The sequence below is a fragment of the Streptomyces sp. NPDC053432 genome, assembly GCF_055585365.1.
Map to the genome: position 1 here is coordinate 25,205 of NZ_JBVJKF010000013.1, position 24,144 is coordinate 49,348.

At 74.5% G+C, this 24,144-nt stretch carries 15 protein-coding genes; 10 read left to right on the plus strand and 5 right to left on the minus strand.

Annotated features, from left to right (window positions below; all coding sequences use genetic code 11):
- Window positions 1-101: 101 nt before the first annotated feature.
- From ACZ6Y1_RS21900 to katG, 5 genes are all read left to right on the plus strand, one after another.
- Window positions 102-1,265, plus strand: coding sequence for an agmatine deiminase family protein (locus ACZ6Y1_RS21900; protein WP_469632134.1), 1,164 nt, complete (start codon window positions 102-104; stop codon window positions 1,263-1,265).
- A 90-nt stretch (window positions 1,266-1,355) separates the two neighbouring features.
- Window positions 1,356-2,177 (plus strand): VOC family protein, encoded by an 822-nt coding sequence (locus ACZ6Y1_RS21905; RefSeq protein ID WP_469632137.1) that lies wholly within the window; start codon window positions 1,356-1,358, stop codon window positions 2,175-2,177.
- A gap of 64 nt (window positions 2,178-2,241) precedes the next feature.
- Window positions 2,242-4,350, plus strand: coding sequence for a DUF4139 domain-containing protein (locus ACZ6Y1_RS21910; RefSeq protein WP_469632141.1), 2,109 nt, complete (start codon window positions 2,242-2,244; stop codon window positions 4,348-4,350).
- Window positions 4,351-4,358: 8 nt separating this feature from the next.
- Window positions 4,359-5,921, plus strand: coding sequence for a DUF4139 domain-containing protein (locus ACZ6Y1_RS21915; RefSeq protein WP_469632143.1), 1,563 nt, complete (start codon window positions 4,359-4,361; stop codon window positions 5,919-5,921).
- A gap of 227 nt (window positions 5,922-6,148) precedes the next feature.
- Complete coding sequence (gene katG / locus ACZ6Y1_RS21920) at window positions 6,149-8,332, plus strand: catalase/peroxidase HPI (RefSeq protein WP_469632146.1); 2,184 nt, start codon at window positions 6,149-6,151, stop codon at window positions 8,330-8,332.
- A 56-nt stretch (window positions 8,333-8,388) separates the two neighbouring features.
- Here katG and ACZ6Y1_RS21925 read toward each other — a convergent pair whose 3' ends face one another.
- The gene (locus ACZ6Y1_RS21925) at window positions 8,389-9,192 is read right to left on the minus strand and encodes an N-formylglutamate amidohydrolase (RefSeq protein WP_469632149.1); all 804 of its coding nucleotides are present in this window, start codon (window positions 9,190-9,192) and stop codon (window positions 8,389-8,391) included.
- Complete coding sequence (locus ACZ6Y1_RS21930) at window positions 9,189-10,136, minus strand: helix-turn-helix domain-containing protein (RefSeq protein WP_469632152.1); 948 nt, start codon at window positions 10,134-10,136, stop codon at window positions 9,189-9,191. The genes ACZ6Y1_RS21925 and ACZ6Y1_RS21930 overlap by 4 nt, the downstream gene beginning before the upstream one ends.
- Before the next feature lie 101 nt (window positions 10,137-10,237).
- Between ACZ6Y1_RS21930 and ACZ6Y1_RS21935 the strand changes: the two genes are divergently transcribed.
- A complete protein-coding gene (locus tag ACZ6Y1_RS21935; protein WP_469632154.1) occupies window positions 10,238-11,158 on the plus strand; it encodes an MBL fold metallo-hydrolase in 921 nt (306 codons plus the stop codon).
- A gap of 90 nt (window positions 11,159-11,248) precedes the next feature.
- Here ACZ6Y1_RS21935 and ACZ6Y1_RS21940 read toward each other — a convergent pair whose 3' ends face one another.
- Both ACZ6Y1_RS21940 and ACZ6Y1_RS21945 read right to left on the minus strand, forming a co-directional pair.
- Window positions 11,249-12,070 (minus strand): hypothetical protein, encoded by an 822-nt coding sequence (locus ACZ6Y1_RS21940; RefSeq protein ID WP_469632157.1) that lies wholly within the window; start codon window positions 12,068-12,070, stop codon window positions 11,249-11,251.
- Window positions 12,067-13,023: an ABC transporter ATP-binding protein gene (locus ACZ6Y1_RS21945; RefSeq protein ID WP_469632160.1), complete on the minus strand. Its 957-nt coding sequence runs from the start codon at window positions 13,021-13,023 to the stop codon at window positions 12,067-12,069. The genes ACZ6Y1_RS21940 and ACZ6Y1_RS21945 overlap by 4 nt, the downstream gene beginning before the upstream one ends.
- Window positions 13,024-13,135: 112 nt before the next feature.
- Here ACZ6Y1_RS21945 and ACZ6Y1_RS21950 point away from each other — a divergent pair, with 112 nt between their 5' ends.
- Window positions 13,136-13,957 (plus strand): dienelactone hydrolase family protein, encoded by an 822-nt coding sequence (locus ACZ6Y1_RS21950; RefSeq protein ID WP_469632162.1) that lies wholly within the window; start codon window positions 13,136-13,138, stop codon window positions 13,955-13,957.
- A 46-nt stretch (window positions 13,958-14,003) separates the two neighbouring features.
- Here the strand turns inward: ACZ6Y1_RS21950 and recQ are convergent, their stop codons facing one another.
- Window positions 14,004-15,995, minus strand: a complete 1,992-nt coding sequence (gene recQ, locus ACZ6Y1_RS21955) for a DNA helicase RecQ (RefSeq protein WP_469632165.1) — start codon at window positions 15,993-15,995, stop codon at window positions 14,004-14,006.
- A gap of 205 nt (window positions 15,996-16,200) precedes the next feature.
- Between recQ and ACZ6Y1_RS21960 the strand changes: the two genes are divergently transcribed.
- From ACZ6Y1_RS21960 to ACZ6Y1_RS21970, 3 genes are all read left to right on the plus strand, one after another.
- Entirely contained in the window at window positions 16,201-18,429 is a 2,229-nt protein-coding gene (locus ACZ6Y1_RS21960) for an MMPL family transporter (RefSeq protein WP_469632168.1), read from the plus strand.
- A gap of 72 nt (window positions 18,430-18,501) precedes the next feature.
- A complete protein-coding gene (locus tag ACZ6Y1_RS21965; RefSeq protein ID WP_469632171.1) occupies window positions 18,502-23,361 on the plus strand; it encodes an aminotransferase class I/II-fold pyridoxal phosphate-dependent enzyme in 4,860 nt (1,619 codons plus the stop codon).
- Window positions 23,358-24,032, plus strand: coding sequence for a 4'-phosphopantetheinyl transferase family protein (locus ACZ6Y1_RS21970; protein ID WP_469632175.1), 675 nt, complete (start codon window positions 23,358-23,360; stop codon window positions 24,030-24,032). The genes ACZ6Y1_RS21965 and ACZ6Y1_RS21970 overlap by 4 nt, the downstream gene beginning before the upstream one ends.
- Window positions 24,033-24,144: the final 112 nt, after the last annotated feature.

A 24,144-nucleotide genomic window follows, 5' to 3' on the forward strand; every position in this document is an offset into this window, starting at 1 on the left:
GCTCCGAGCAGGCCCTGATCGACGCCCCTGCGCCACGCGTCCCCGCGATGCCCGGCATCCACGGCTAACTTCGTCCCGCCAGTTCACGATCGGAGTCAACCGTGACCGCGTTCTCAGCCTCCCGCCGTGCGGCCCTCCGCACGTTCGCCGGCCTCGGAGTGTTCGCCCTCGGCGCCTCGGCGTGCGGCCCGGGTGAATCCGGACGGCCCGGCACCGGGGCCACCCCGTCCGGCCAGGCCCCCGCGCCGACCGGACCCCGGCACATGGGCGCCGAGTGGGAGAGCCACACGCGTACCTTCATGTCCTGGCCGGCGCTGGCCTCCGTATGGGACCAGGACCTGCCCTACGTGCGCGAGGACATCGCCCGTGTGGCGCGCGCGATCGCGCAGTACGAGTACGTCGTGATGATGGCCCGGCCCGATCAGCAGGCCGCGGCCCGGAAGGCGTGCGGCTCCGGCGTCGAGGTCATCCCCATGGAGGTCGACGACCTCTGGGCCCGTGACACCGTCCCGGTGTTCATCGAGGACGGCGGCAAGCTCGCCGGGGTCGACTTCAACTTCAACGGCTGGGGCGACAAGCAGGAGCACACGAACGACGCACAGGTCGGCCGCAAGCTGCTGGAGAAGTACAGGATCCCGCGCGTCCAGGCGCCGCTGGTCGCCGAAGGCGGCTCCTTCGAGACGGACGGCGAGGGCACCCTCCTGGTCACGGAGAGCTCGATCGTCAACGACAACCGCAACCCCGGCAAGAGCCGGGACCGGATCGAGGCCGAACTGGGGCGAACCCTCGGCGTCCAGAAGGTGATCTGGCTGGCCGGCGTGCGCGGCGAGGACATCACCGACGCGCACGTCGACAGCCTCGTACGGTTCGCGGCGCCGGGCGTCGTCCTCCTGGACAAGGCCTTCCCGGGCTCGCCCCCCGATTCCTGGTCCCGCTCCTCCGACCAGGCGAGGTCCGTCCTGTCCAAGGCGACCGACGCCCGCGGGCGCCGCCTGCAGATCGTCGACCTGCCGCAGCCCGACCCGGACAGGATCACGGGCCACGGCGACGACTTCGTGTCGACCTACGCCAACTTCTACGTCGCCAACGGCTCGGTGTTCATGCCCCGCTTCGGTGACGCGAAGGCCGACGACCGGGCCCGCGGGATCCTCCAGGAGCACTTCCCGAAGCGGGACGTCGTGCAGGTCAGGATCGACACCATCGCCTCGGGCGGCGGCGGCATCCACTGCTCCACCCACGAGCAGCCCGGCAAGCCGGCCGACTGACGGCGGGCCGGTCACCCCCGTCGGCCGACGGGCGGGCGGCGGGGTCCGGTGCCAGGCTGGGGTCGTAGTCGATCCCGAAAGGCAAGAGCCATGATCACCACCGACTTCGTCCCCGGATCCCCATGCTGGCTCGACCTCGGCGCTCCCGACGTCCGTGCCGCCGCCGCCTTCTACGGCGCCGTCCTCGGCTGGGAGTACGAGCCCATGGGCGAGGGAGAGGACGGGGAGGGCGGGGACATGGAGGGCGGGATGTTCCGCAAGGACGGCAAGCTCGTCGCCGGGCTCGGCAAACTCACCGAGGAGGGCGCCCGCCCGGCCTGGATGATCTACTACAGCGTCACCGACGCGGACGCCACGACCCGGCTCGTCGAGCGCGCCGGCGGGAAGGTGCGGGTGGCGCCGCGAGACCTCGGCGAATGGGGCCGGATGGCGCAGTACGACGACCCCGCGGGAGGCCAGTTCGCCGTGTGGCAGCCCGGGAAGGACAGCGGCGTCGAGCTGGTGGACGAGCCCGGCTCACTGTCCTGGACGGAGCTCTACACGAGCGATGCCGCGGGCGCGCGGGAGTTCTACGGCGGCGTCCTCGGCTGGCAGTTCAGCGACATGCCGATGCCGGGCGGCGAGGGCACGTACACCCTCATCACCCCGGCCGGACTCCCCCAGGAGCGCATGCAGGGCGGCCTGCTGGAACTGCCCGCGGAGCACCTCTCCCTGGCGAACGGACGGCCGTACTGGCACCCCGTGTTCCACGTCACCGACTGCGACGCCGCGCTCGCCAGGGTCAGGGAGAACGGCGGCAGCGTGCAGATGGGGCCCGCGGACGCCGAGGGCGTCGGCCGGCTGGCCGTCAGCCTCGACCCGTCCAACGCCGACTTCGTCCTGCTCACCCCCGCCGCCCCCGCCGGGAGTTAGTGCCCTGCCCCCACCCGTTCGGGCGTAGGCTTCGGTCGGCACGAACGCGGTGGGGGCGGAGCACATGGCTGCAGATGCAGAGCAGAGGTGGGGGGCGACCCTCGATTCGGTCGTGGTGTACGCGCAGGGCGCGCTCTGCCGCCGCCTGGCCCGGGGCACCGTACCCCGCGGCGGCCGGGTGCGGGTGACGGGACTGCCCCGCTCGCTGGACCCGGGCTCGCTGCGGGCCCGTGTCCTGGGCGCCCCCGGGGTGCGCGTCACCGAGGCCCGGGTGGAGGTGGAGGCCGAGCCGCTCGGTACGGACACGCCGGACGCGCTGCGGCGCGAGGTCGAGCGGCTGCGCGACGCACACGCGGCTGCGCAGGGGCGCAGGGACCGGCAGTTGAGCCGGATCGAGGAGATCACGAACCTCCACCCGGTCCCGCCCGCCCGCGAACCCGAGGACCCGCACCGGCGCACTCCGGTGGAGACGTGGCTGGAGTTCGCCGACTTCGTCGACGAACGGCTGGAGGCGCTGCACGGCCGCCTCGCCGAGCTGGAGGAGGCCCTGCTCGACCTCGGGCACGAGCTCTCCGTCGCCACCGACCGGCTCTCCCGCGCGTCCACCGACGCACCGGCCGCGCACGTGGAGACCACGGTCTGCGCGGTCCTGACCTTCGACGGCACCTGCGACTCCGAGGTGGAGGTCGAGGTGGAGTACGGCGTTCCGGGCGCCGTGTGGGTGCCGGCCTACCGTCTCACCCACCGTCAGGGCGACGGCACCGGACGCCTGGTGCTGCGGGCCTCGGTCGCCCAGCGGACCGGCGAGGACTGGACCGGCGTCCGCCTCGCCCTGGCCACCGCCGACCTGCGGCGCCGCACGGACCTGCCGAGGCTCCGGTCGATCCGGATCGGGCGCCGCCAGCCCGCCCCCGCGCCCTCCGGCTGGCGCGAACCTCCCGCGGGGCTCGCCGACCTGTTCACCGCCTACGAGGCCGCCGGGCGCCGGCCCGGGGCGGCCGCTCCGGCCGTTCCGCCACCGCCTCCCCCGCCACCGCCCGTGCCCGTGCCCGTGCCCGTCCCGGCGTCGGCGCCGGTCCCGCAGGCCTACGGTGCCGCGCCCGTCGCCGCCCCGGTCCCGGGGGCCGTCGGCGGCACGATGCCCGGATTCGCCGCTGCACCCGCCCCTCGCCCGGCCGGCAGGCCACGTGGCGGGGGCGGGGGATTCGCCGGGTCCCCGGCCCGGATGGCGCCGCCCGCGCCGCCCGCGCCCGCAGCACCTGCCGCCCCTGCCACCCCCGCCGCCGCCGGCATGGCCGCGCCGCCGTCCGCTCCGGACCCGGCCCCGGTGTCCGGTCCGCCGCGGCCCAGCGGCGCCGAGCTGGACTACGCCGCGCTCGTCCTGTCGGGCCCCGAGGAGCCGGGCGCCCGCCGGGGCCGGCTGTTCCCCGGCCCGGCCTCCGACCCGGTGGCCGACGAGTACCGCCGCCGGGCCGAGTCGGTGGCCTCGCTGCCGCTGCCCGGGCGGGCGGTGCGGCCCCGCGAGTCGGCCGGTTCCTTCGACCACCGCTTCGACGCCGCCGCCCGCGCTGACGTCCCGTCGGACGGCACCTGGCACACCGTCACCGTCGGCGAGGTCCCGGTCGGCCTGCGCACCGAGTACCTCTGCGTGCCGTCCGTGGAGGAGACGGTGTACGCGACGCTGGTGCTCTCCAACGCCACCGACCAGGCGCTGCTGGCCGGGCCGGTGGAGGTCGTCGTCGACGACGGGTTCCTGCTGACCGCCGCGCTGCCCACGCTCGCACCCGGCGGTGTGCGCCGGGTCGGGCTCGGGCCGGCCGAGGGCATCCGGGTCACCCGCCGCACGAACCTGACCGAGTCGACCTCGGGCCTGCGGGGCAACACCACCGTGCTCGACCACCGCGTCCACGTCGAGCTGGCCAACCGGCTCGCGGGGCCCGTCACCGTCGAGGTCCGCGAGCGGGTGCCCGTCACCTCCGAGCCGGACGTCCGGATCGAGGAACGGGCCGACTGGACGAAGCCCGTGGAGGGCGAGGGGCCCGAGCAGCATGCCCCGGGCACCCGCGTCTGGCGCCTCGACCTTCCCGCCGGCACCACCGCCGCCCTCGACGGCGGCTACGAGATCCGCATCCCGACCGGCAAGGCCCTGGTCGGCGGCAACCGCAGGAGCTGACCACCGCCATGTCCACGGTCCCGAAGCCGATCCCCCTTCCCGTCACCGCCGTCACGTGCCTCGAGGACCGTGCCCATGTCGAGCGCAGCACCGTGCTCGATCTGGAGGCGGGCGTCCAGCGGCTGCGTCTGGGGCCGGTCAGTGCGCTGGCCGTCGACCGGACGCTGCACGCCGAGCTGACCGCCGAACACCCGGCGACCGTGCTCGACGTACGGATCGTCCGCACGTGGACGCCGCGCGGGCCGCGGCCGTCCGCCGAGGACGACTCCGCCCTGAGCCGGCGCGTCCACGCGCTCAAGGAGGAGCGGACGGCCCTGGAGCGGCAGCGCGACCGGCTGCTCACCCGCCTGGACCTGCTGGGCCGGCTCGCAACGGACCTGCTGCGCGAGATCGGCGAGGGCGCCGGCGCCGGGGAGGCCGAACGCTCCCGCTGGTCCGGCGAGCTGGACCGGGTCGACGGGGAGCGCGACACCCACGGGGAGCGGCTGCGCGTCGTGGAGGCCCGGCTGGCCGCGCTGGCCGCCGAGCTCGGGGAGATCCGGCGGGCCCTGCAGCTCGGCGGGGAGGAGCCGGCCGAGCTGGTCGGCCATGTCGAGCTGACCGTGGAGACCGCGGCGGCCGGCCCGGTCGGGCTGCGCCTGGGCCACCTGACCCCGTGCGCGCTGTGGCGGCCTTCCTACCGGGCCGTGCTGGACGGGGACGCGCTGACGCTGGAGACCGACGCGGTGGTCTGGCAGCGCACCGGTGAGGACTGGTCCGACGTACGGCTGACGCTGTCGACCGCACGGTCGGCGCCGGCCGGCGATCCGCCGCGGCTCCGCGAGGACGTCCTGACCCTCAAGGACCGCTCCGCGGCGGAGCGCCGCACGGTCGACGTCGAGCTGCGCGAGGAGGAGATCGGGGACCTCGGCCCGGCCCCCGTGGTCGGCCTGCCGGGCGTGGACGACGGCGGCGAGGCGCGGGTGCTGAGCTCACCCGTGCCGGTCTCCGTGCCCGCGGACGGCCGCGCCCACCGGGTGCCGCTCTCGGTCTCCACCGCACCCGCGAGCAGCGAGTACGCCTGCTCGCCCGAGCTGTCGCCGCTGGTCACCCAGGTGGTGCGGTTCGACAACCTGTCCGGGCACGCGCTGCTCGCCGGGCCCGTGGACCTGGTCCGCGGCAGCGGGTTCAGCGGCCGGGGCACGCTGGACTTCACCGCGCCGGGCGCGCCCGTGGAGCTGGCGTTCGGCAGCTGCGACGACCACGGAGTGGTCCGGCGCACCGAGGAGTCCCGCGACACCTCCGGGATCATGCAGCGGACCGTGGTCACCCGTACGGTCACGCTGCACCTGTCCCGGTTCTCCGCTCCCGGGGAGCGCGGGGAGCGGGTGGTCGTCCTCCGGGAGCGGATCCCGGTCTCCGAGGTCTCGGCGGTGGAGGTGCGCCTCCGGAAGGACGCCTGTTCCCCGGCTCCCGAAGCGGTCGACGCCGACGGCATCGTCCGCTGGGACGTCTCCCTGCCTCCCGGAGGGCGCCGCACGGTCACTCTCGTGTACGAGCTGGCTGCGAGCTCGAAGGTCGCCGGACTCTGATCCGGCCGGGCCGTAGTGCCCTTTCCTGTTCACCTTTTCGGGCTCACGCAAAGCCGCCGGAATTATGTTGGGAAGACCATCCGATTTTCCCCGCATCACTCGGATGGACTTCGGCTGATTGCCGGACGCGAAGCCCTGCGTGTTCTCGTGGCGGTGAGGTCCGCTGTGCGCGACCATACGGACGCCGAGCCAGCAGATGGAACAGCGCGACAGGAAGAAGGACGGACGTGTCCGGCAGCGAGAGCGAGAACCCCGCAATCCCCTCCCCGACCCCCACCCCGACTCCCCCGAGGTCGAACCGGGACTGGTGGCCGAACCAGCTGGACCTCCAGGTCCTCCACCAGCAGTCGCCCCGGTCCAATCCACTGGGCGAGGAATTCGACTATGCCAAGGAATTCGCGACCCTGGACGTCGAAGCCCTGAAGCGGGACGTCATCGCGCTGATGACGGATTCACAGGACTGGTGGCCCGCCGATTACGGCCATTACGGGCCGCTGTTCATCCGGATGAGCTGGCACGCCGCGGGAACGTACCGGATCGCCGACGGCCGCGGCGGCGGCGGCTCCGGCGCCCAGCGTTTCGCACCGCTGAACAGCTGGCCGGACAATGCGAGCCTCGACAAGGCGCGCCGTCTGCTGTGGCCCGTCAAGCAGAAGTACGGGCAGAAGATCTCATGGGCGGATCTTCTCGTTTTCGCCGGTAACTGCGCCATGGAGTCGATGGGGTTCAAGACCTTCGGCTTCGGCTTCGGGCGCCCGGACATCTGGGAGGCCGAGGAGATCTTCTGGGGGCCGGAGGACACCTGGCTCGGCGATGAGCGCTACACCGGCGACAGGGAGCTCACCGGGCCCTTCGGCGCCGTGCAGATGGGCCTGATCTACGTCAATCCGGAGGGCCCCAACGGGAACCCGGACCCGATCGCCGCGGCCCGGGACATCCGCGAGACGTTCGGGCGGATGGCGATGAACGACGAGGAGACGGTCGCGCTCATCGTCGGGGGCCACACCTTCGGCAAGTGCCACGGCGCGGTCTCCCCCGAGTACGTCGGCCCGGAGCCCGAGGCCTGCCCCATCGAGCAGCAGGGCCTGGGCTGGAAGAACAGCCAGGGCAGCGGCGTGGGCGTCCACACGATCACCAGCGGGCTGGAGGGCGCCTGGACCACCGAGCCGACGAAGTGGGACAACGGCTACCTGGACAACCTCTTCCGGTACGACTGGGAGCTGACGACGAGCCCGGCGGGCGCGCACCAGTGGACCCCCACCGACGCCTCGGCACAGGGCACGGTGCCCGATGCGCACGATCCGTCGAAGCGGCACGCTCCGATGATGCTGACGACGGACCTCTCGCTGAAGCTGGATCCGGTCTACGGGCCGATCGCGAAGGGCTTCCACGAGAACCCGGAGCGGCTCGCGGACGCGTTCGCCAAGGCCTGGTACAAGCTGCTGCACCGTGACATGGGCCCGCTCTCGCGCTACCTCGGCCCGTGGGTCGCCGAGCCGCAGCTGTGGCAGGACCCCGTCCCCGCGGTCGACCACGCCCTGGTCGGGGACCAGGAGATCGCCGAGCTCAAGGACCGGGTGCTGGAGTCGGGGCTGTCCGTCTCCCAGCTGGTCGCCACCGCCTGGTCCTCTGCGGCGAGCTTCCGCGGCACCGACAACCGGGGCGGGGCCAACGGGGCGCGGATCCGGCTCGCGCCGCAGAAGGACTGGGAGGTCAACGCCCTGCCCGAGGTCACCGAGGCGCTGCGGACCCTCGAAGGGATCCAGCAGGACTTCAACACGCAGAACGGGGCGAAGGTCTCGCTCGCCGACCTGATCGTCCTGGCCGGGTCGGCGGCCGTCGAGCGGGCGGCGAGGAGCGCCGGGCACGAGCTCACGGTGCCGTTCGCCCCGGGGCGTACGGACGCCTCGCAGGAGCAGACCGACGTGGAGTCGTTCGCCGTGCTGGAGCCGCGGGCGGACGGGTTCCGCAACTACCTCCGGGCGGGCGAGAAGCTGTCACCCGAGACCCTCCTGCTGGACCGCGCCAGCCTGCTGACGCTGACCGCGCCCGAGATGACGGTCCTCATCGGCGGCATGCGGGCCCTGAACGCCGGTTTCGGGCAGTCCCCGCACGGTGTGTTCACCGACCGGCCGGAGACGCTGACCAACGACTTCTTCGTCAACCTGCTGGACATGGGTACGGAGTGGAAGGTGTCGGCCGCGGACGAGAACGTCTTCGAGGGGCGGGACCGCGCCACGGGCGAGGTCCGGTGGACCGCCACCGCGGTCGACCTCGTCTTCGGTTCGCACTCCGAGCTCCGGGCGCTGTCGGAGGTGTACGCGTCCGCGGACGCCGGGGCGAGGTTCGTGCGTGATTTCGTGGCGGCGTGGGTCAAGGTGATGAACCTGGACCGGTTCGACCTCGCCTGAGCCCGGTGTCCCGGCCGGCCCGTGCGCGGGGCGGCCGGGACCCGGCAGCCCATGTCTCAGGGCAACCGCGCGGCGGCGTCCACGAGTTCGGCGAGTGCGGCCGCCAGGGCGCCGAGGCCGGGGCCGGCGGGTCCGCCCGGTTCGGACATGTAGACGTCGCGGCGGATCTCGATCATCAGCGCACTGACCCGGTCGTCCCGGCCGTAGTGCGCCAGCGGCACGTAGGTGCCGGCGAAGGGGCTGTCGAGCCCGGTGCCGCCGAAGCCCGCGAAGGCCTTCTCGGCCGCGGCGAGGAGGCCCGGCGGGGTGTGGAAGGGGTCGGTGCCCAGGCAGACCGGCGGGCGGACGCCGTCGCCGTGCAGCTCGTACGGGAGCGGCTCCGTGGGGTAGGAGTGCACGTCGATGACCACGGCCCGCCCGACCGCCTCCAGCCGGTCCTGCACGGCCCGCGTCATGGCCTCCGCGTACGGGTGGAACCAGCGTTCGACCAGCGGCCCGCCGTCGAAGCCGTCCGGGCGCAGGCGCTCCTTGTGCGTGGTGCGCGTGTACACCGCGCCCATGCCGACGGCCAGCATCTCCTCGCGCTCGTCGGGGAACCGCTCGGGGTCGACGACGAGCCGGGACAGCCCGTTGACGAACTGCCACGGCGTGACGGCCGAACGGGCGGCGGCCGCGGCGGCGATGTCGGCGGTGTGGGAGTCCGTGATGTGGTCCAGCTCCCGCTCGAGCGCCCGGTCGTCCAGCACGATGCCGGCGCGGACCGGCTCCGGTATGACGCGTGAGGAGTGCGGCACGTGCAGGACGACCGGCGAGGTGTCGGCGCCGGCGAGGAGCCGGTAGGGCTCGGGCGAGGGGTTCATGCCCCCATCCTCTCCCGCGGGTGGGCCGCGTACGGCGGAACGGGCCGCGGGAAGGCTCCCGCGCCCTCCTCCCGGAGTGCCGTCGGCGGGGCCGGGTCCGGTCTCGTGGCCTGCGCCAGCAGCCGCAGGGCCGTGTGTGCGGCCGAGCCCGCCGGGGCGGTCGCCACGACCAGCGTCTGGTCCTCGGAGATCGTCAGCGCCTGCTGGGTGACCGTGAGCGTGCCCACCAGCGGGTGCCGCAGCCGGTGTTCGGCGATGGTGCAGGGCCGCACCCGGTGGTCGGCCCACATCGTCGCGAACTCGTCGCTGCGCATGCTGAGTTCGCCGACGAGGGCGACGAGGGCCGCGTCGTCCGGGTGTCGGCCCGCCGCGTAGCGCAGGCCGGCCACGACGGCCCGTGCCTTGTCCTCCCAGGTGGCGTACAGGTCCCGGGTGTGGGCGTCGAGGAACATGAGCGAGGCGTTGTTGGGGCGGTCCGCCGGCCGGTCCGGTGCGAGCGGGTCGAGGTGGCCGGCGAACAGGGCGTGACCCAGCGGGTTCCAGGCCAGTACGTCGGTCCGCCGGCCCGTGACGACGGCCGGCACGTCGGGCATGGAGTCCAGCAGGGCGCGCGTCGCCGGGGCGATCCGCTCCACCGGCGGGCGGCGGGCCGTACGGCGCCGTACGGCGGCGCCCGCCAGGTCGTGCAGGTGCCGGCGCTCGACCTCCTCCAGCCTCAGGGCGTGGGCGATCGCGTCCAGCACCTCCGGTGACGCGTTGTGCGCGTGGCCCTGCTCCAGGCGGGCGTAGTACGAGGCGCTGACCCCGGCGAGCAGGGCCAGTTCCTCACGGCGCAGGCCCTGCACGCGGCGCCTCTCCCCGTACGTGTCGAGGCCGATGTCCTGGGGCCGCAGCCGGGAGCGGCGGGCCTGCAGGAACGCGCCGAGAGAGCTCTGTCCGTCCATGGACCCAGTATCCGGGGGAGACCGTCCACCAGCCGCTCCCTGCCAGGGATAGGCAGCGCAGGGTGTGGCTGCACCCGGCGCGGCGGCCGAGTGTGGGGGCCATGGACACCATCGAACTGGGCGAGGTCGTCGTCAGCCGGGTCCGCGAGTACTACGGACCCCTCGGCCTCAGCCCCCACGACTTCATCCCCGACAGCAGCACGGACGTCTGGAAGCAGGAATCCTCCTGGCTCGAACCGGAGTTCGCCGACGGCGAGCCGCCCGTCGCCCAGGCGGCGCTGCAGACCTGGGTGCTGCGCAGCGAGGGCCGCACCATCCTCGTCGACACCGGCGGCGGCAACCACAAGCCGCGCCCCGGCATGCCCTGGGACCGGCAGGAGACCCGCTTCCTGGACGGCCTGGCCCGGGCCGGGGTGCGGCCCGAGGACGTCGACCTCGTCGTCAACACCCATCTGCACGGGGACCACGTGGGCTGGAACACCCGTCTCGACGGCGACGACTGGGTGCCCACCTTCCCGAACGCCACCTACCTGATCCACCGCGACGACTTCGACTTCTGGAATCCCGCCAACGGTCACGCTTCCGTCCTCGGCGACGGGAACGTCCCCGCCTTCGAGGACAGCGTCGCCCCCGTCCACGCGGCGGGCCGAACCCTGCTGTGGGAGGGCGACAGCCACCGGATCGACGCGAACCTGCGGCTGGAGCTGGCCGCCGGGCACACCCCCGGCTCGTCCGTGGTCGAGCTCGCCTCCGGCACGGACCGGGCGGTGTTCGTGGGGGACCTGCTGCACAGCCCGGTGCAGATCCTGGAACCGGACGCGAACAGCTGCTTCTGCGAAGACCCCCGGCAGGCGCGGGCCGCACGGCGCCGGCTGCTCGGCAGGGCCGCCGACCGGGGCGGGTTGCTGGTCCCGGCGCACTTCGGCGGTCACGGCGCCGTCGAAGTGGCCCGGGCCGGCGGCGGCTTCGCCGTCAAGGGCTGGGCCCCGTTCAGCTCGTACACCCCGGGTGACGAGGCCTGACCGCAGGGGCGCCGGGGAGGCGCCGTACCCCACGGCGCGCGCCTCCCCCGGCGGGCGGGCCCGCGGCTGCGGCTACGGCTACGGCTACGGCTACGGCGCGAGGTCCCGCCGTCTCAGCAGTGCGTACGCCGACGCCAGCCCCAATACGCCGACTCCGACGAGGACGCCCAGCTGCGGCCACAGCACCTGGCCCCGGGCCAGCGCGTCACCCGGCGTGTAGTAGTGGAACGGGCTGACGAAACTCAGCGGCGCCGCGCTGGACCAGGCCAGGGCGATGAAGTTCAGGGCGAAGCCGACCGCCCCCAGGGCGATCGTCGCCCCCACCACCTGACCCCGCCGACTGCCCGCGGCCGATACGGCCAGCGCCGGGCCGGCCACGCAGAACGCGAAGCCGCATCCCATCACCCCGGCGGCGAGGACCCCGCTCACGGGCACGGCCCGGTGGATGCCCGGCGACAGCCACACCCCCGCCGCCACCGCGGCCGTGGCCGCCGCGTTCAGGGCGAGGACGGCGATGCCGAGCGCCGCCGCCCGTTCGGTCAGCAGCCGGTCGCGGCTCACCGGGCGCACCATGACCAGTTCGACGGTCCCGGACTCCACGTCCGCGGCCACCGCGGCGGCGGCCAGCGATCCGATCGCGGTCAGCTGCATGGCGATCCAGAACGGGTGCACCAGTCCGGCCCCGAGCAGCCCGGGGTAGCTGGCGATCGACACGTCTCCGCCGGATCCGCTGAACGCCCGGAACGCCGAGGGGGGTTGCCTGCCGCCCGCCGCGAACAGCTGCGCCGGGGCGATCGTGTCGGCCACCACCACGATGAGCGTCTCGAAGACGACCATGCCCACCACGAGGGCGATCAGCATCCTCCGCCGCCGGTGCAGCGCCAGCCACAGCAGCGGCCACCGGGTCCTCACGGCCCCTCCTGCGCGGTGCCGGCGCCGGCGTCGGCACCGTTGCCGTTGCCGTTGCCGTTGCGGTAGAGGTCGAGGAAGGCCTCGTCCAGCCCCGCCTCCTCGACCGTCACATCGGCCACGCCCATGGCGAGCAGGCTCCGCAGGGCCCGCACCACCTCGGCCGGGGGTACGAGCAGCTCGACCCGGTCTCCCTCCCACCGCGGCGCCCACCGGTCGGCCCGCCCCAGGGGCCGTGTGCCCTTCGCGTCCCCGAAGTCCAGGCGGATCCGCCGGGCCCGGGCCTCGCGGAGGGACGCGACGCTCTCCACCGTCACCAGCCGCCCCTCGCGGACGATGGCCACGCGCCCGCAGGCCCGCTGCACCTCGGGCAGCACGTGGCTCGACAGCAGCACCGTCCTCCCGGCGGCGGCCGCCTCCGCCATCAGCTCGAAGAACGTCTCCTGGACCAGGGGGTCCAGCCCCTCCGTCGGCTCGTCGAGCACGACCAGCCGGGGATCGTGCTGGAGCGCCTGGACGAGCCCCAGCTTCTGCTTCATGCCGCGCGAGTACCCGCCCACGGTGCGGCGCAGGACGGGTCCGGTCAGCCCCAGCCGCTCGCACAGCGCGCCGCGGCTCGGGGCGGGCACGCCCTGGAGGGAGCACAGCAGGTCCAGGGTCTGCGCGCCCGTGAGTTCCGGGTAGAGCCGCAGCTCGCCGGGGAGGTAGCCGAGCGCCTCGGCGAGCCGGCGGTGGTCGCGTACGGGGTCCAGGCCGAGCACCCTGACCCGCCCCGCCGTGGGCCGCAGCAGCCCGGTCAGACAGCGCAGGGTGGTCGTCTTGCCCGCTCCGTTGGGTCCGAGGAACCCGAACACCTCGCCCTCGTCCACGGTCAGGCTCAGCGCCTCGACACCGACGACCGGCCCGTACGTCTTGGTCAGGCCGCCGAGCTCGATGGCACGCGAATCCACCCGCATGCCCCCAGTCTCCGCCCGCGCCCCCGGGCACGCCCGCTCGCGTGCCAGACTCCCCCCGGGCCGGCGAAGATCTCCCGGCACGATCCGGAGCGCGCAGGGGGCGAGGAGACTCATGACGGACCACGACCTGTCCGGCTACGAGAAGAGCACGTTCACGTACGGGGGCACCGAACGCCGGATCCTGCGGCGCGGTACCGGACCCGCCGTGATCGTGATGGCCGAGATACCGGGCATCACGCCGAAGGTGCTGGAGTTCGCCGACCGGGTCGCCTCGATCGGCTGCACGGCCGTGCTCCCGGTGCTGTTCGGCGAGCCCGGCCGCGATCCCCGTCCCGAGGCGCACGGCCGGCTGAGCGCCGCCCGGTACGGGCTCTCGTCGGTCCTCAAGGTGTGCGTCAGCCGGGAGTTCACGCTGCTGGCGACGGGCCGCAGCTCCGGGGTCGTGGACTGGCTGCGGGCGCTGGCGGCACACGAGCACGAGCGGTGCGGCGGCCCGGGCGTCGGCGCCGTGGGGATGTGCCTGACCGGGGGCTTCGCCCTGGCCATGGCCACCGACCCCCGGCTGGTCGCCCCGGTGCTGTCGCAGCCCTCGCTGCCGGTGCCCGTCTCGGCGAGCCGGTCGCGGGGGATCGACATCAGCCCGGAGGAGATGGCCGTCGTACGGGGGCGGTGCGAGCGCGAGGGGCTGCAGGTTCTGGGGCTGCGGTTCAAGGGCGACAAGTTCGTCCCCGGGGACCGGTTCGCGTACCTGCGGCGCGAGCTCGGCGAGGCCTTCGTCGCGGTGGAACTGGAGGACGGCGCGGCCAACCCGGAGGCCGTGCTGCCCCCGCACTCCGTGCTGACCGAGCACCTGATCGACGCCCCCGGGGAACCGACCCGGGCGGCGCTGGACCAGGTGCTGGGCCTGTTCCGCACCCGGCTGCTGGCCGGCTAGTCGGGCGGCCGGCAGCCGGGGCTGGGGCCGGGCCCCGCGCAGCGGCTCACTCCCAGTCGTCCCACGGCGGGTCCTCGTCGTCGAACGGCGGCGGCTCCTCCTCCTCCTCGTGCGGGGCGACGGGCGGGGAGGCATGCGTCGGCACGGACTCCGCCGCCGGCGGACCGCCCGGCGACGGGACCGTGGCGTGGGCCTCGGCCAGCGTGTCCAGCACGCCTTCGGCGTACTTCGCGAGCTTCGCCTCGCCGACCCCGCCGATGGTGCCCAGCTCCTCCACCGTGCCCGGCACCCGCGTGGCGATCTCCCGCAGCGTCGCGTCGTGGAAGACGACGTACGCCGGCACGCCCTGTTCCTTCGCCGTCGCGGCCCGCCAGGCGCGCAGGGCCTCGAAGACCGGTACCGCCGCCGCCGGCAGGTCCGCCGGTACGCGGGAGCCCTTCCCCTTGCGGGACCCGGCTTCCTTGCGGGCGGTGGCGGCCGCCGCCGTCTCCTTGCGCATGGTGACCTGGCGGCGCCCGCCCAGCACCTCGCCGCTGTCGTCGGTGAGGACGAGCGTGCCGTAGTCGCCCTCCACCGCCAGCAGCCGCAGCGCCAGCAGCTGGCGCACGACCCCGCGCCACTCCGCGGTGCTCAGGTCCGCCCCGACCCCGAACACCGACAGCGCGTCGTGGTCGAACTGGATGACCTTGGCCGTCTTCTTGCCCTGCAGGATGTCGATGATCTGGCCCGCGCCGAACTTCTGGCGCCGCTCCTTCGCCAGCCGCCACACCGTGGACAGCAGCTTCTGGGCGGCGACCGTGCCGTCCCAGGACTCGGCCGGCGTGAGGCAGGTGTCGCAGTTCCCGCAGGGCCCGCCGAGTTGTCCGAAGTACTCCAGCAGCCGCTCCCGGCGGCAGGCGACCGTCTCGCACAGGGCGAGCATGGCGTCCAGGTGCATGGCCAGCGACCGGCGGTGCGCCTCGTTGCCCTCGGAGCCGTCGATCATCTTGCGCTGCTGGACCACGTCCTGGAGGCCGTACGCCAGCCATGCCGTGGCCGGCTCGCCGTCGCGGCCCGCGCGGCCGGTCTCCTGGTAGTAGCCCTCGACCGACTTCGGCAGGTCCAGGTGGGCCACGAAGCGCACGTCCGGCTTGTCGATGCCCATGCCGAAGGCGATCGTGGCCACGACCACGACCCCGTCCTCGCGGAGGAAGCGCGACTGGTTCGCGGCGCGGGCGCGGGCGTCCATTCCGGCGTGGTACGGCACGGCGTCGATGCCCTGCTCGACCAGGAAGGCCGCCGTCTTCTCCACCGAGGAGCGCGAGAGGCAGTAGACGACTCCGGCGTCCCCGTCGTGCTCGGTCCGGATCAGCTCCAGGAGCTGCTTCAGCGGGTTGTTCTTCGGGACGATGCGGTACTGGATGTTCGGCCGGTCGAAGCTGGCGACGAAGTGCCGGGCGTCCTCCAGGCCGAGCCGCGACGCGATCTCGGCGTGCGTGGCCTCGGTGGCCGTCGCGGTCAGCGCGATCCTCGGCACCTTCGGCCAGCGCTCGTGCAGCATGGACAGCGCGAGGTAGTCGGGCCGGAAGTCGTGGCCCCACTGGGCCACGCAGTGCGCCTCGTCGATGGCGAAGAGCGCCACCTTGCCCCGGTCGAGCAGCCGCTGGGTGCCCTCCGTGCGCAGCCGCTCGGGCGCCAGGTAGAGCAGGTCCAGCTCGTCGGCGAGGAAGGCCTGCTCGACGGCCTGCCGCTCGTACGGGTCCTGCGTCGAGTTGAGGAATCCGGCGCGTACGCCGAGGGCGGTGAGCGCGTCCACCTGGTCCTGCATCAGCGCGATGAGCGGCGAGACCACGACGCCCGTGCCCTCTCTGACGAGCGCCGGGATCTGGTAGCACAGCGACTTGCCGCCGCCGGTCGGCATGAGCACGAGGGCGTCGCCGCCACCGATCACCTGCTCGATGATCTCCTGCTGCTCGCCGCGGAAGGAGTCGTATCCGAAGACGCGGTGGAGCACACGCAGAGCATCGGAGATCTCGGGGGACGCGTCCGGAAGGGCCATCCGAGAAGCCTAGCGGCACACGCCGACACACCCGTCCCTTCCGCCCCGGCCTGTGGACGACGCGGACACCGGCGGGCGGCTCCTGTCAAGTGACGAATTGCCGGGGCTACGGCTCCGTTCCTCCCCCGGGCACGGTGGAATCCGGCCTTCCGCACACCGCGGCAGGACCGGACACCAGCGAGACCGGGACCGGATCGGAGGCAGCATGTACCCCCGTGCAGGGGTCTTCGTGACCCGCCGCCCCCGGTTCGTCCTCTTCGCCGCGCTCGTCTTCCTGGTGCTGTCCGCCGTGTTCGGCGCCTCGTCGGCGGGCCGGCTCAAGACGCAGGGTTACGACGATCCGCGCTCCGAGTCCAGCCGGGCCGCCCGGGTGGCGGCCGAGCACCTGGGGGCTTCCCCCAACCTGGTCGTCGTCGCACGGACGCGCGGCGGTTACGTGGACGATCCGGAGGCGCGGCGCGCGGGCGAGGCCCTGGTGCGGCGGCTGGCCGCCCGGCCGCACGTGAGCGCGGTGAGCTCGTACTGGTCGGGAGGCGACCCGGCGGCGCTGCGCAGCCGGGACGGCCACTCGGCCATGATCGTCGCGCATGTGGACGGCGACGGGCAGCGGCTCGCCGAGCGGGTCGGGCGCCTGCGCGAGGAGCTGAGCACCCCGGCCGCCGGCCCGGCCCGCGCCCCGGGGGCCCCGACGGCCGGCCTGGACGTGCACGTGGGCGGTTCCGCCCTGGTCGACGCCGAGCTCCAGGACGTCGCGGAGTCCGACCTGAAGCGCGCCGAGTCCGTGGTCCTGCCGGGCACCCTGGTCCTGCTCGTGCTGGTGTTCGGCAGTGTGGTGGCCGCCGCGCTGCCCCTGCTGATCGGGGTCCTCGCCATCGCCGGGACCCTGCTGGTGCTGAGCGTCCTCGCCGCCGTCACCGACGTGTCGGTGTTCGCGCTGAACCTCACCACCGCCCTCGGCCTGGGGCTCGGCATCGACTACGGGCTGCTGATCGTCTCCAGGTTCCGCGAGGAGCTGGCCGCCGGGTACCGGCCGCGCAACGCCGCCGTCCGCACCGTGCGCACCGCCGGCCACACGATCCTCTTCAGTGCCGCCACGGTGTCGGCCGCGCTCGCGACGCTGCTGGTGTTCCCTCCGTACTTCCTGCGCTCCTTCGCCTACGCGGGCATCGCCGTGGTGGCGATCGCGGCCGTGAGCGCCGTGACCGTCCTGCCGGCCCTGCTCACCCTGCTCGGCAAGCGGGTGAACGCCTGGCCCGTGCCGTGGCGCCGCCGGGCGCGGTCGGGCTCGCACTCCCGTTTCTGGGAGGGGCTGGCGCGGACCGTCGTACGCCGCCCGATGGCCGCGGCGCTGCCGGTGATCGGTCTGCTGGCGCTGCTGGCCGGACCGTTCGCGCACGCCGGTTTCGCCACCCCGGACGACCGGGCGCTGCCGCCGAGCGCGTCGAGCCGACGTACGGGGGACCTGGTGCGGGAGGAGTTCGACCTGAAGGGGCCGGGCGCGCTGACCGTCGTCATGACGGGGACGGCGTCCCCGCGGGCGCGGGCGGAGTACGCCCGCCGGCTGGCCGCGCTGCCGCAGGTCGCGCAGGTCACGGGTCCCGTCGGCGAGGGTCCGGCCCGCCTCTCCGTGGTCCCGCTGGCCGACCCCCGGTCGCAGGCCGCTCAGCGGCTCGTGCGCGAGGTCCGCGGGGCTCCGGCCCCGGCGGGCACCGAGGTGCTGGTCGGCGGCCCGAGCGCCGTACTGGTCGACGCCAAGGCCACGGTGGGCGACCGGCTGCCGCTGGCGCTCTCCGTGATCACGCTGACCACGTTCGTGCTGCTGCTCGGATTCACCCGCAGTCTGCTCCTGCCCCTCAAGGCCATCGCGCTGAACGCGCTGAGCCTCACGGCGGTTCTCGGCGCCATGGTGTGGGTCTTCCAGACCGGGCATCTGAACGGGCTGCTCGGCTTCACGCCCGGCCCCCTCAGCACGACCATGCCGGTTCTGCTGTTCTGCATCGTGTTCGGACTGTCGGTCGATTACGAGGTGTTCGTCCTCGCCCGCATCAAGGAGGCCCACGACGCCGGGCAGGACGACGCCCGGGCGATCGTCTCGGGCATCGCCCGTACGGGCGGGATCGTCACCACCGCAGGCGCCCTGCTCGCCTTCACCCTGCTGGGCTTCGGCACCTCCCGGGTCTCCCTCCTCCAGTTCTTCGGCCTCGGCGCGGCGCTGGGCGTCCTCCTCGACGCCACGCTCGTCCGCGGCGTCCTCGTACCGGCGCTGATGCGCCTGGCCGGCCGCTGGAACTGGTGGGCGCCGCGTCCGCTGCGGCGGAGCGGGGTGCGGCCGGCTCCGCGGCCTCCCCCGGGCACCTCCGGGAGGTGCCCGCCGGCCCGGAACCGGGCCCCGGTCCGCACCCCGCTCTGCACCCGGACCCCCGCGCGCCGCTGACGACCCGGCGCACCCTCGACGCCCCCCTCGTCCCGTCCCCGAAGGCTCCCGCACAGCGAAGGAAGAACCGTCATGAACGACATCGCCATCACCGGACTCGGCTGCCGCTTCCCCGGAGCCCCCGACGTCAACGGCTACTGGAAGCTCCTGATGAGCGCGGAGCGGCAGTTCTCCGCCGTCCCGGCGGGACGCTGGAACCACGCCGCCTTCCACGAACCCGGCAACCCCTCGGCCCCCAACGCGGCCTACACCGACCGGGTCGCCTTCCTCGACGGCGTGGACCGCTTCGACGCCGAACACTACGGAGTGCCTCCCGCGCGCGCCCGGGCCATGGACCCACAGCACCGGCTGATGCTGGACGTCACCCGCGAGGCCCTCGACGACGCGGGGCTGGGCCGCGGGGACTTCGACCGGGAGAACACCGGGGTGTTCTTCGGGTTGTCGGTGTCCGACTACAAGGTCCTGATGACGGCCCCGGTACGAGCCATCACCCTGGCCGAGGAGTCCCTCTCCGAGGACGACCCCGGCGGCATCGGCGCCGTCCGGGAGCGGGCGGGCCTGCTCGGTTCCATCCAGAGCTTCACCCTCCCCGGGAGCCTCCTCAACATGGCGGCCGGCACCGTCAGCCGCCACTTCGACCTGGGCGGCCCCAGCTTCGCGGTCGACGCCGCCTGCTCCGGCTCGCTGGTCGCGCTCGACCAGGCCGTCGCCCACCTGCGCCAGGGCACCTGCCGGACCGCCGTCGTCGGCGGGGTCTACCTCAACCTCACCCCCGACAGCCTGATCGGCTTCTCCCGGCTCCGCGCCCTGTCCGCGGCCGGCGTGTGCCGCCCGTTCGACGAGGAGGCCGACGGGTTCGTCCTCGGCGAGGGCGCCGGTGTCGTCGTCCTCCGGCCGCTGGCCGACGCGCTCGCCGACGGCGACCGCGTGTACGCCGTGATCAAGGGCATCGGCTCGGCCAACGACGGCGCCTCCCCCGGGCCCCTGGTCCCCACCGCCGAAGGCCAGTTGCGCGCGATGCACCGCGCCTACGAGGACGCCGGTGTGGCCCCCTCCTCCGTGGGCTTCCTGGAGGCGCACGGCACCGGTACGGCCGCGGGCGACCGCGCCGAGACGGAGGCGCTGCGCCGGCTGCGGACCGAGTGGCCCGACGACGACCCCGCGCTGTGCTACCTCGGCGCGGGCAAGGCCCTCATCGGGCACTCCCTGTCCGCGGCGGGCGTCGCGGGGCTGATCAAGACGGCCCTGGTCGTCCACCACCGCACGATCGTGCCGCAGCCGCACACCGTGCCGCACCCGGACCTGGCCGTCTCCGCGGCGGGCCTGCGCATCGCCGAGACCGCGCGGACCTGGCCGGAGGGGCAGGCCCCGCGCCGGGCCGCCGTCAGCTCCTTCGGCTTCGGCGGCACGAACGTCCACGTGGTGCTGGAGGAGGCGCCGGCCACGGCCGCTTCCCCCGTACGGAGCGACAGCCCGCCCGCGCCGCAGCTCGTACTGCTGTCGGCCGGCGGCCCCCGGCAGCTGCACCGGCACATCGGCGAGGTGCTCGACCACCTGGACGCGCTCGACCCGGCGGACCGGCCGCCGCTCGCGGCGCTGGCGCACACGCTGGGCTCCCGCCGGCCGCTGAAGGCGCGGCTCGCGATCGTCGCCACCGGCACGGAGGAGTTCACCGAGCGGCTGCGCGAGGCCCGCGAGCAGCTCGTCGAAGGCCTCCGGGGCGACCTGGGGGACGGCGCCTTCGCCGCCGACGCCCCGCTGTCGGCCGAGCAGCGCCGGATCGCCTTCCTGTTCCCCGGCCAGGGCAGTCAGGCGCCGGGCATGATGGCGGACCTCCACGAACGGTTCACCGGCTTCCGGGCGACCGTCGGCGTCCTGAGTGCCGTGGCGCGCCGGGACACCGGCTTCGACGTCGCCGATCTGCTGTACGGCGGGGCCGCGGGGGGCCGCGACACCGAGGAGCTCAGGCAGCGGATCACCGCCACCGAGGTGTGCCAGCCGCTGCTCGGCACCGTCCAGATCGCCACCACCCGGCTGCTCGCCGACTGCGGGGTGGCCCCCGACGTCACCCTCGGGCACAGCGTCGGGGAGTTCGCCGCCGCCGCGGCCGCCGGAGCACTCACCGACGAGGACGCCGTGCGGCTGCTGGTCCACCGCGGGGCCGCCCTGCGGCTGGCCGAGAGGGGCCTGCGGGGCGGGATGCTCGCGGTGCAGAGCGACAAGGAGACCTGCCGCCGGCTGGTCGACGGCATCGACGACGTGTGGCTCGCCTGCTTCAACCAGCCCCGGCAGGTCGTCGTCAGCGGCACGCCCGAGGGGCTCGCCGCGCTGCGGAAGGCGTGCTCCGAGGCCGGGGTCGTCACGGCGGTGCTGGACGTGTCCAACGCCTTCCACTCGCCGCGGCTGGCGTCCGCCGAGGAGAGCATGCGCGCGGACCTGGCGGCCCGCCGTGTCGGCAGCCCCCTCCTTCCCTTCGTCTCGTCGGTGAACGCAGCCGTCTGCACCGACGCCGGGCAGCTGCGCGAGCTGTGGGTGCGGCACGCGTCCACGCCGGTGCGCTTCTCCGAGGCGGTGGGCACGGCGTACGGGCAGGGGGCCCGGGTCTTCGTGCAGGTGACCGGCGGCAGCTCACTGCTCACCTCGGTCCGCCGCAACCTCGCCGGCCACGGGGACGTCCACCTCGTCCCCGCCGCGGCGGCGGAGCCGGACGGCGGCCGCGCGTTCGTGCTGGCCCTGGCCCGGCTCGCGGTCCTGGGCGCCCCGGTCGACCCGCGCGCGCTGGTCCCGCGGGAGGACCGCCGTCTGCTGGACCTCCCGGTGGCGAAGCTGGACACGCGTTCCCACTGGATAACGGCCCGCCGCCCCGCCCCACCCCACCTCCGGCCCCACCCGCCCACGGCCCCCCGGCCCCCGGCCGAAGCCCCGGCCCATGCCCATGCCCATGCCCCGGCCCCGGCCCATGCCCAAGCCCATGCCCAGGCGCAGGCCCCGGCTCCGGCCCATGCCCATGCCCAGCCGCAGCCGCAGGCGCAGGCCCAGGCTCAGCCGCAGGCCCAGGCGCAGGAGCAGGCGCAGCCGCAGCCGCAGCCGCAGGAGCAGGCGCAGCCGCAGCCGCAGCCGCAGCCGCAGGAGCAGGCGCAGGCCCAAGCGCAGCCGCAGGCCCAGGCGCAGGCCCAGGCGCAGGCCCAGGCGCAGGCGCAGCCGCACACCGAGGCTCCCGCTCGGCCCCCGGCACCGGCACCGGCACCGGCACCGGCATCCGCAGCGGCTGCGGCGCGGTCCGAAGGGGAATCGGGGGCGGGCGGGCGGGTCGTGGCGGGCGGTGGGCGGCCTTCGCCGACCGGGGGGATCCACGAGGTCACCGAGACCGTGCTCGGTCACGTGGCCCGGATCAGCGCGTACCCGGTGAGCGGTCTGCGGGCCGACCAGCTGCTGATCGACGATCTCGGTTTCGACTCGCTGATGCTGACCGACCTGTTCACCTCCCTCAAGCGGCAGTGGCCCGGGTGGAGGTTCGACGAGAGGGTCGCCGACCGGCCGACCGCCGGCCGGATCGCCGCCCTGATCGCGACCGGCTCCCCCGAGACACCGGCTGCCGAAGCCGAAGCCCAAGCCGAAGCCGTACCCGTCCCCGTACCGGGACAGCGTGCCGAGTACGAGGACGAGGCCGGGACCCCTCCCCCGCTGCCCGAGGAGCACACCCGGATCGAGTGCTTCCCGGAAGTCACCGCGCACGCCCGACGGGTCGCCGCACTCGGCGGGCTCGGGGTCGCCAATCCGTACTTCCTCGTCCACGAGGGCGGGCTGACGGACACCACCGTCGTCGACGGCCGCGAACTCCTCTCCTTCGCCGGCTACAACTACCTCGGCCTGGCCACGCACCCCCGGGTGACCGGGGCGGCCAAGGAGGCGGTCGAGCGCTACGGCACCTCCGCCTCGGCCAGCCGGCTCCTGTCCGGCACCCGTCCGCTCCACCTGGAGCTCGACGCGGACCTCGCCGACCTGCTCGGATGCGAGGACGCGCTCTCGCTCGCCAACGGGCACGCCACCAACGTCACCGTGATCGGGCACCTCGTCGGACCGGGCGACCTGGTCGTCCACGACTCCCTCGCCCACGACAGCATCCTGCGGGGCTGCGCGCTCTCGGGCGCGACCCGGCGGCCGTTCCCGCACAACGACGCGGCGGCCCTCGACGCCCTCCTCACGCAGGTCCGCGACCAGTACCGGCGGGTCCTCGTCGTCGTCGAGGGCGTGTACAGCATGGACGGGGACATCGCCGACCTGCCCGCGCTCGTCGAGGTCAAGCGCCGGCACGGCGCCCTGCTGATGATCGACGAGGCGCACAGCATCGGAACCACCGGTGCGACGGGGCGCGGCATCGGCGAGCACTTCGGCATCGACCGCCGGGCCGTGGAGCTGTGGTCGGGCACCCTGTCGAAGGCCCTGGCGAGCTGCGGCGGCTACGTCGCAGGGAGCCGGGCGGTCGTCGAGTACCTGCGCTGGACCGCTCCGGGGTTCGTCTTCAGCGCCGGTGCGACCCCGGCCGACACCGCCGCCTCGCTGACGGCCCTGCGGGTGCTGCGTGCCGAGCCGGAGCGGGTGGCGCGGCTCGCGGAGAACGCCGCGCTGTTCCTCCGCCTCGCGCGCGCCGAGGGCGTCGACACCGGCCGGAGCCGGGGCACGGCCATCGTCCCGTGCGTCGTCGGGGACTCGGCGAAGACCCTGCGGCTCGCGGAGGCGCTGTTCCGGCAGGGCGTCAGCGTCAACCCGATCCTGTATCCGGCCGTGCCCGAGGAGATGGCCCGGCTCCGCTTCTTCGTCACCCACGAGCACACGCCCGACCAGATCCGCCGTACGGTCGGCGCGCTGGCGCAGGAGCTGCGGCGCCTGGACCCGGCTCCGGCTCCGGCTCCGGCCGAGGCCGCCGCATGACGCCCGCCGCCGTGGCGGCCGGCGCCTTCCCGCCGATCGCCACGGGCCGCGTCCACCGCTGGGGCGGGGCGGCCCTCCTCGTGGCCCGCCGCACCGGCCCGCGCGAGGCGCCGCCGCCCTCTCCCGGACTCTCTCCGGCCGAACGGCGGGTGGCCGGGGCGCTCCCGGCCCGGCGGCGGGCCGAGTGGCTGGCCGGCCGGCTGCTCGCCAAGCGGCTGGTGGCCGAGGCCCTGGCGGTGCCGGAGCGCGAGGTGGAGGTCCTGCCGCGGGCCGACGGGAGTCCGTACGCGGTCGTCGGCGGCGGCCCGGTGCAGGCGCTGCACGTCTCCATCAGCCACACCCCGCGCCACGTGGCCGCCGCGCTCGCTCCGGAACCGGTCGGCGTGGACCTGTGCGAGACCGGCTCGGCCGCCGCCGTGCGCCGGGTCGCGGAGCACGTCTTCTCGCCCGGGGAGCTCTCCCTCGTCGGTACGGACCGGGCCGAGGCCCTGGCCGCCGCCTGGGCGCTGAAGGAGGCCGCGGTCAAGGCCGACCGGAGCGGTGTCTTCGGCTCCGCTCCGCGCGGTGTGGCGCTCCTCGGCCTGGCTCCGCCCGTCCTGGGCGGCCGGCGCCGCGCGATGGTGTGGCGGCCGGGCGGCGCGCTGCTGGCCCTCGTCCTCGCGCGGCCGTGACGGCGCGGCACGTGCCGGCACTGCGTTGGTGCTCCCTGCGTGGCTGGATCATGCTTGTCAGTGGAGCCCCTCGCCGTACGGGGTGCCGTCGGACATCGGCAAGGGAACTAGC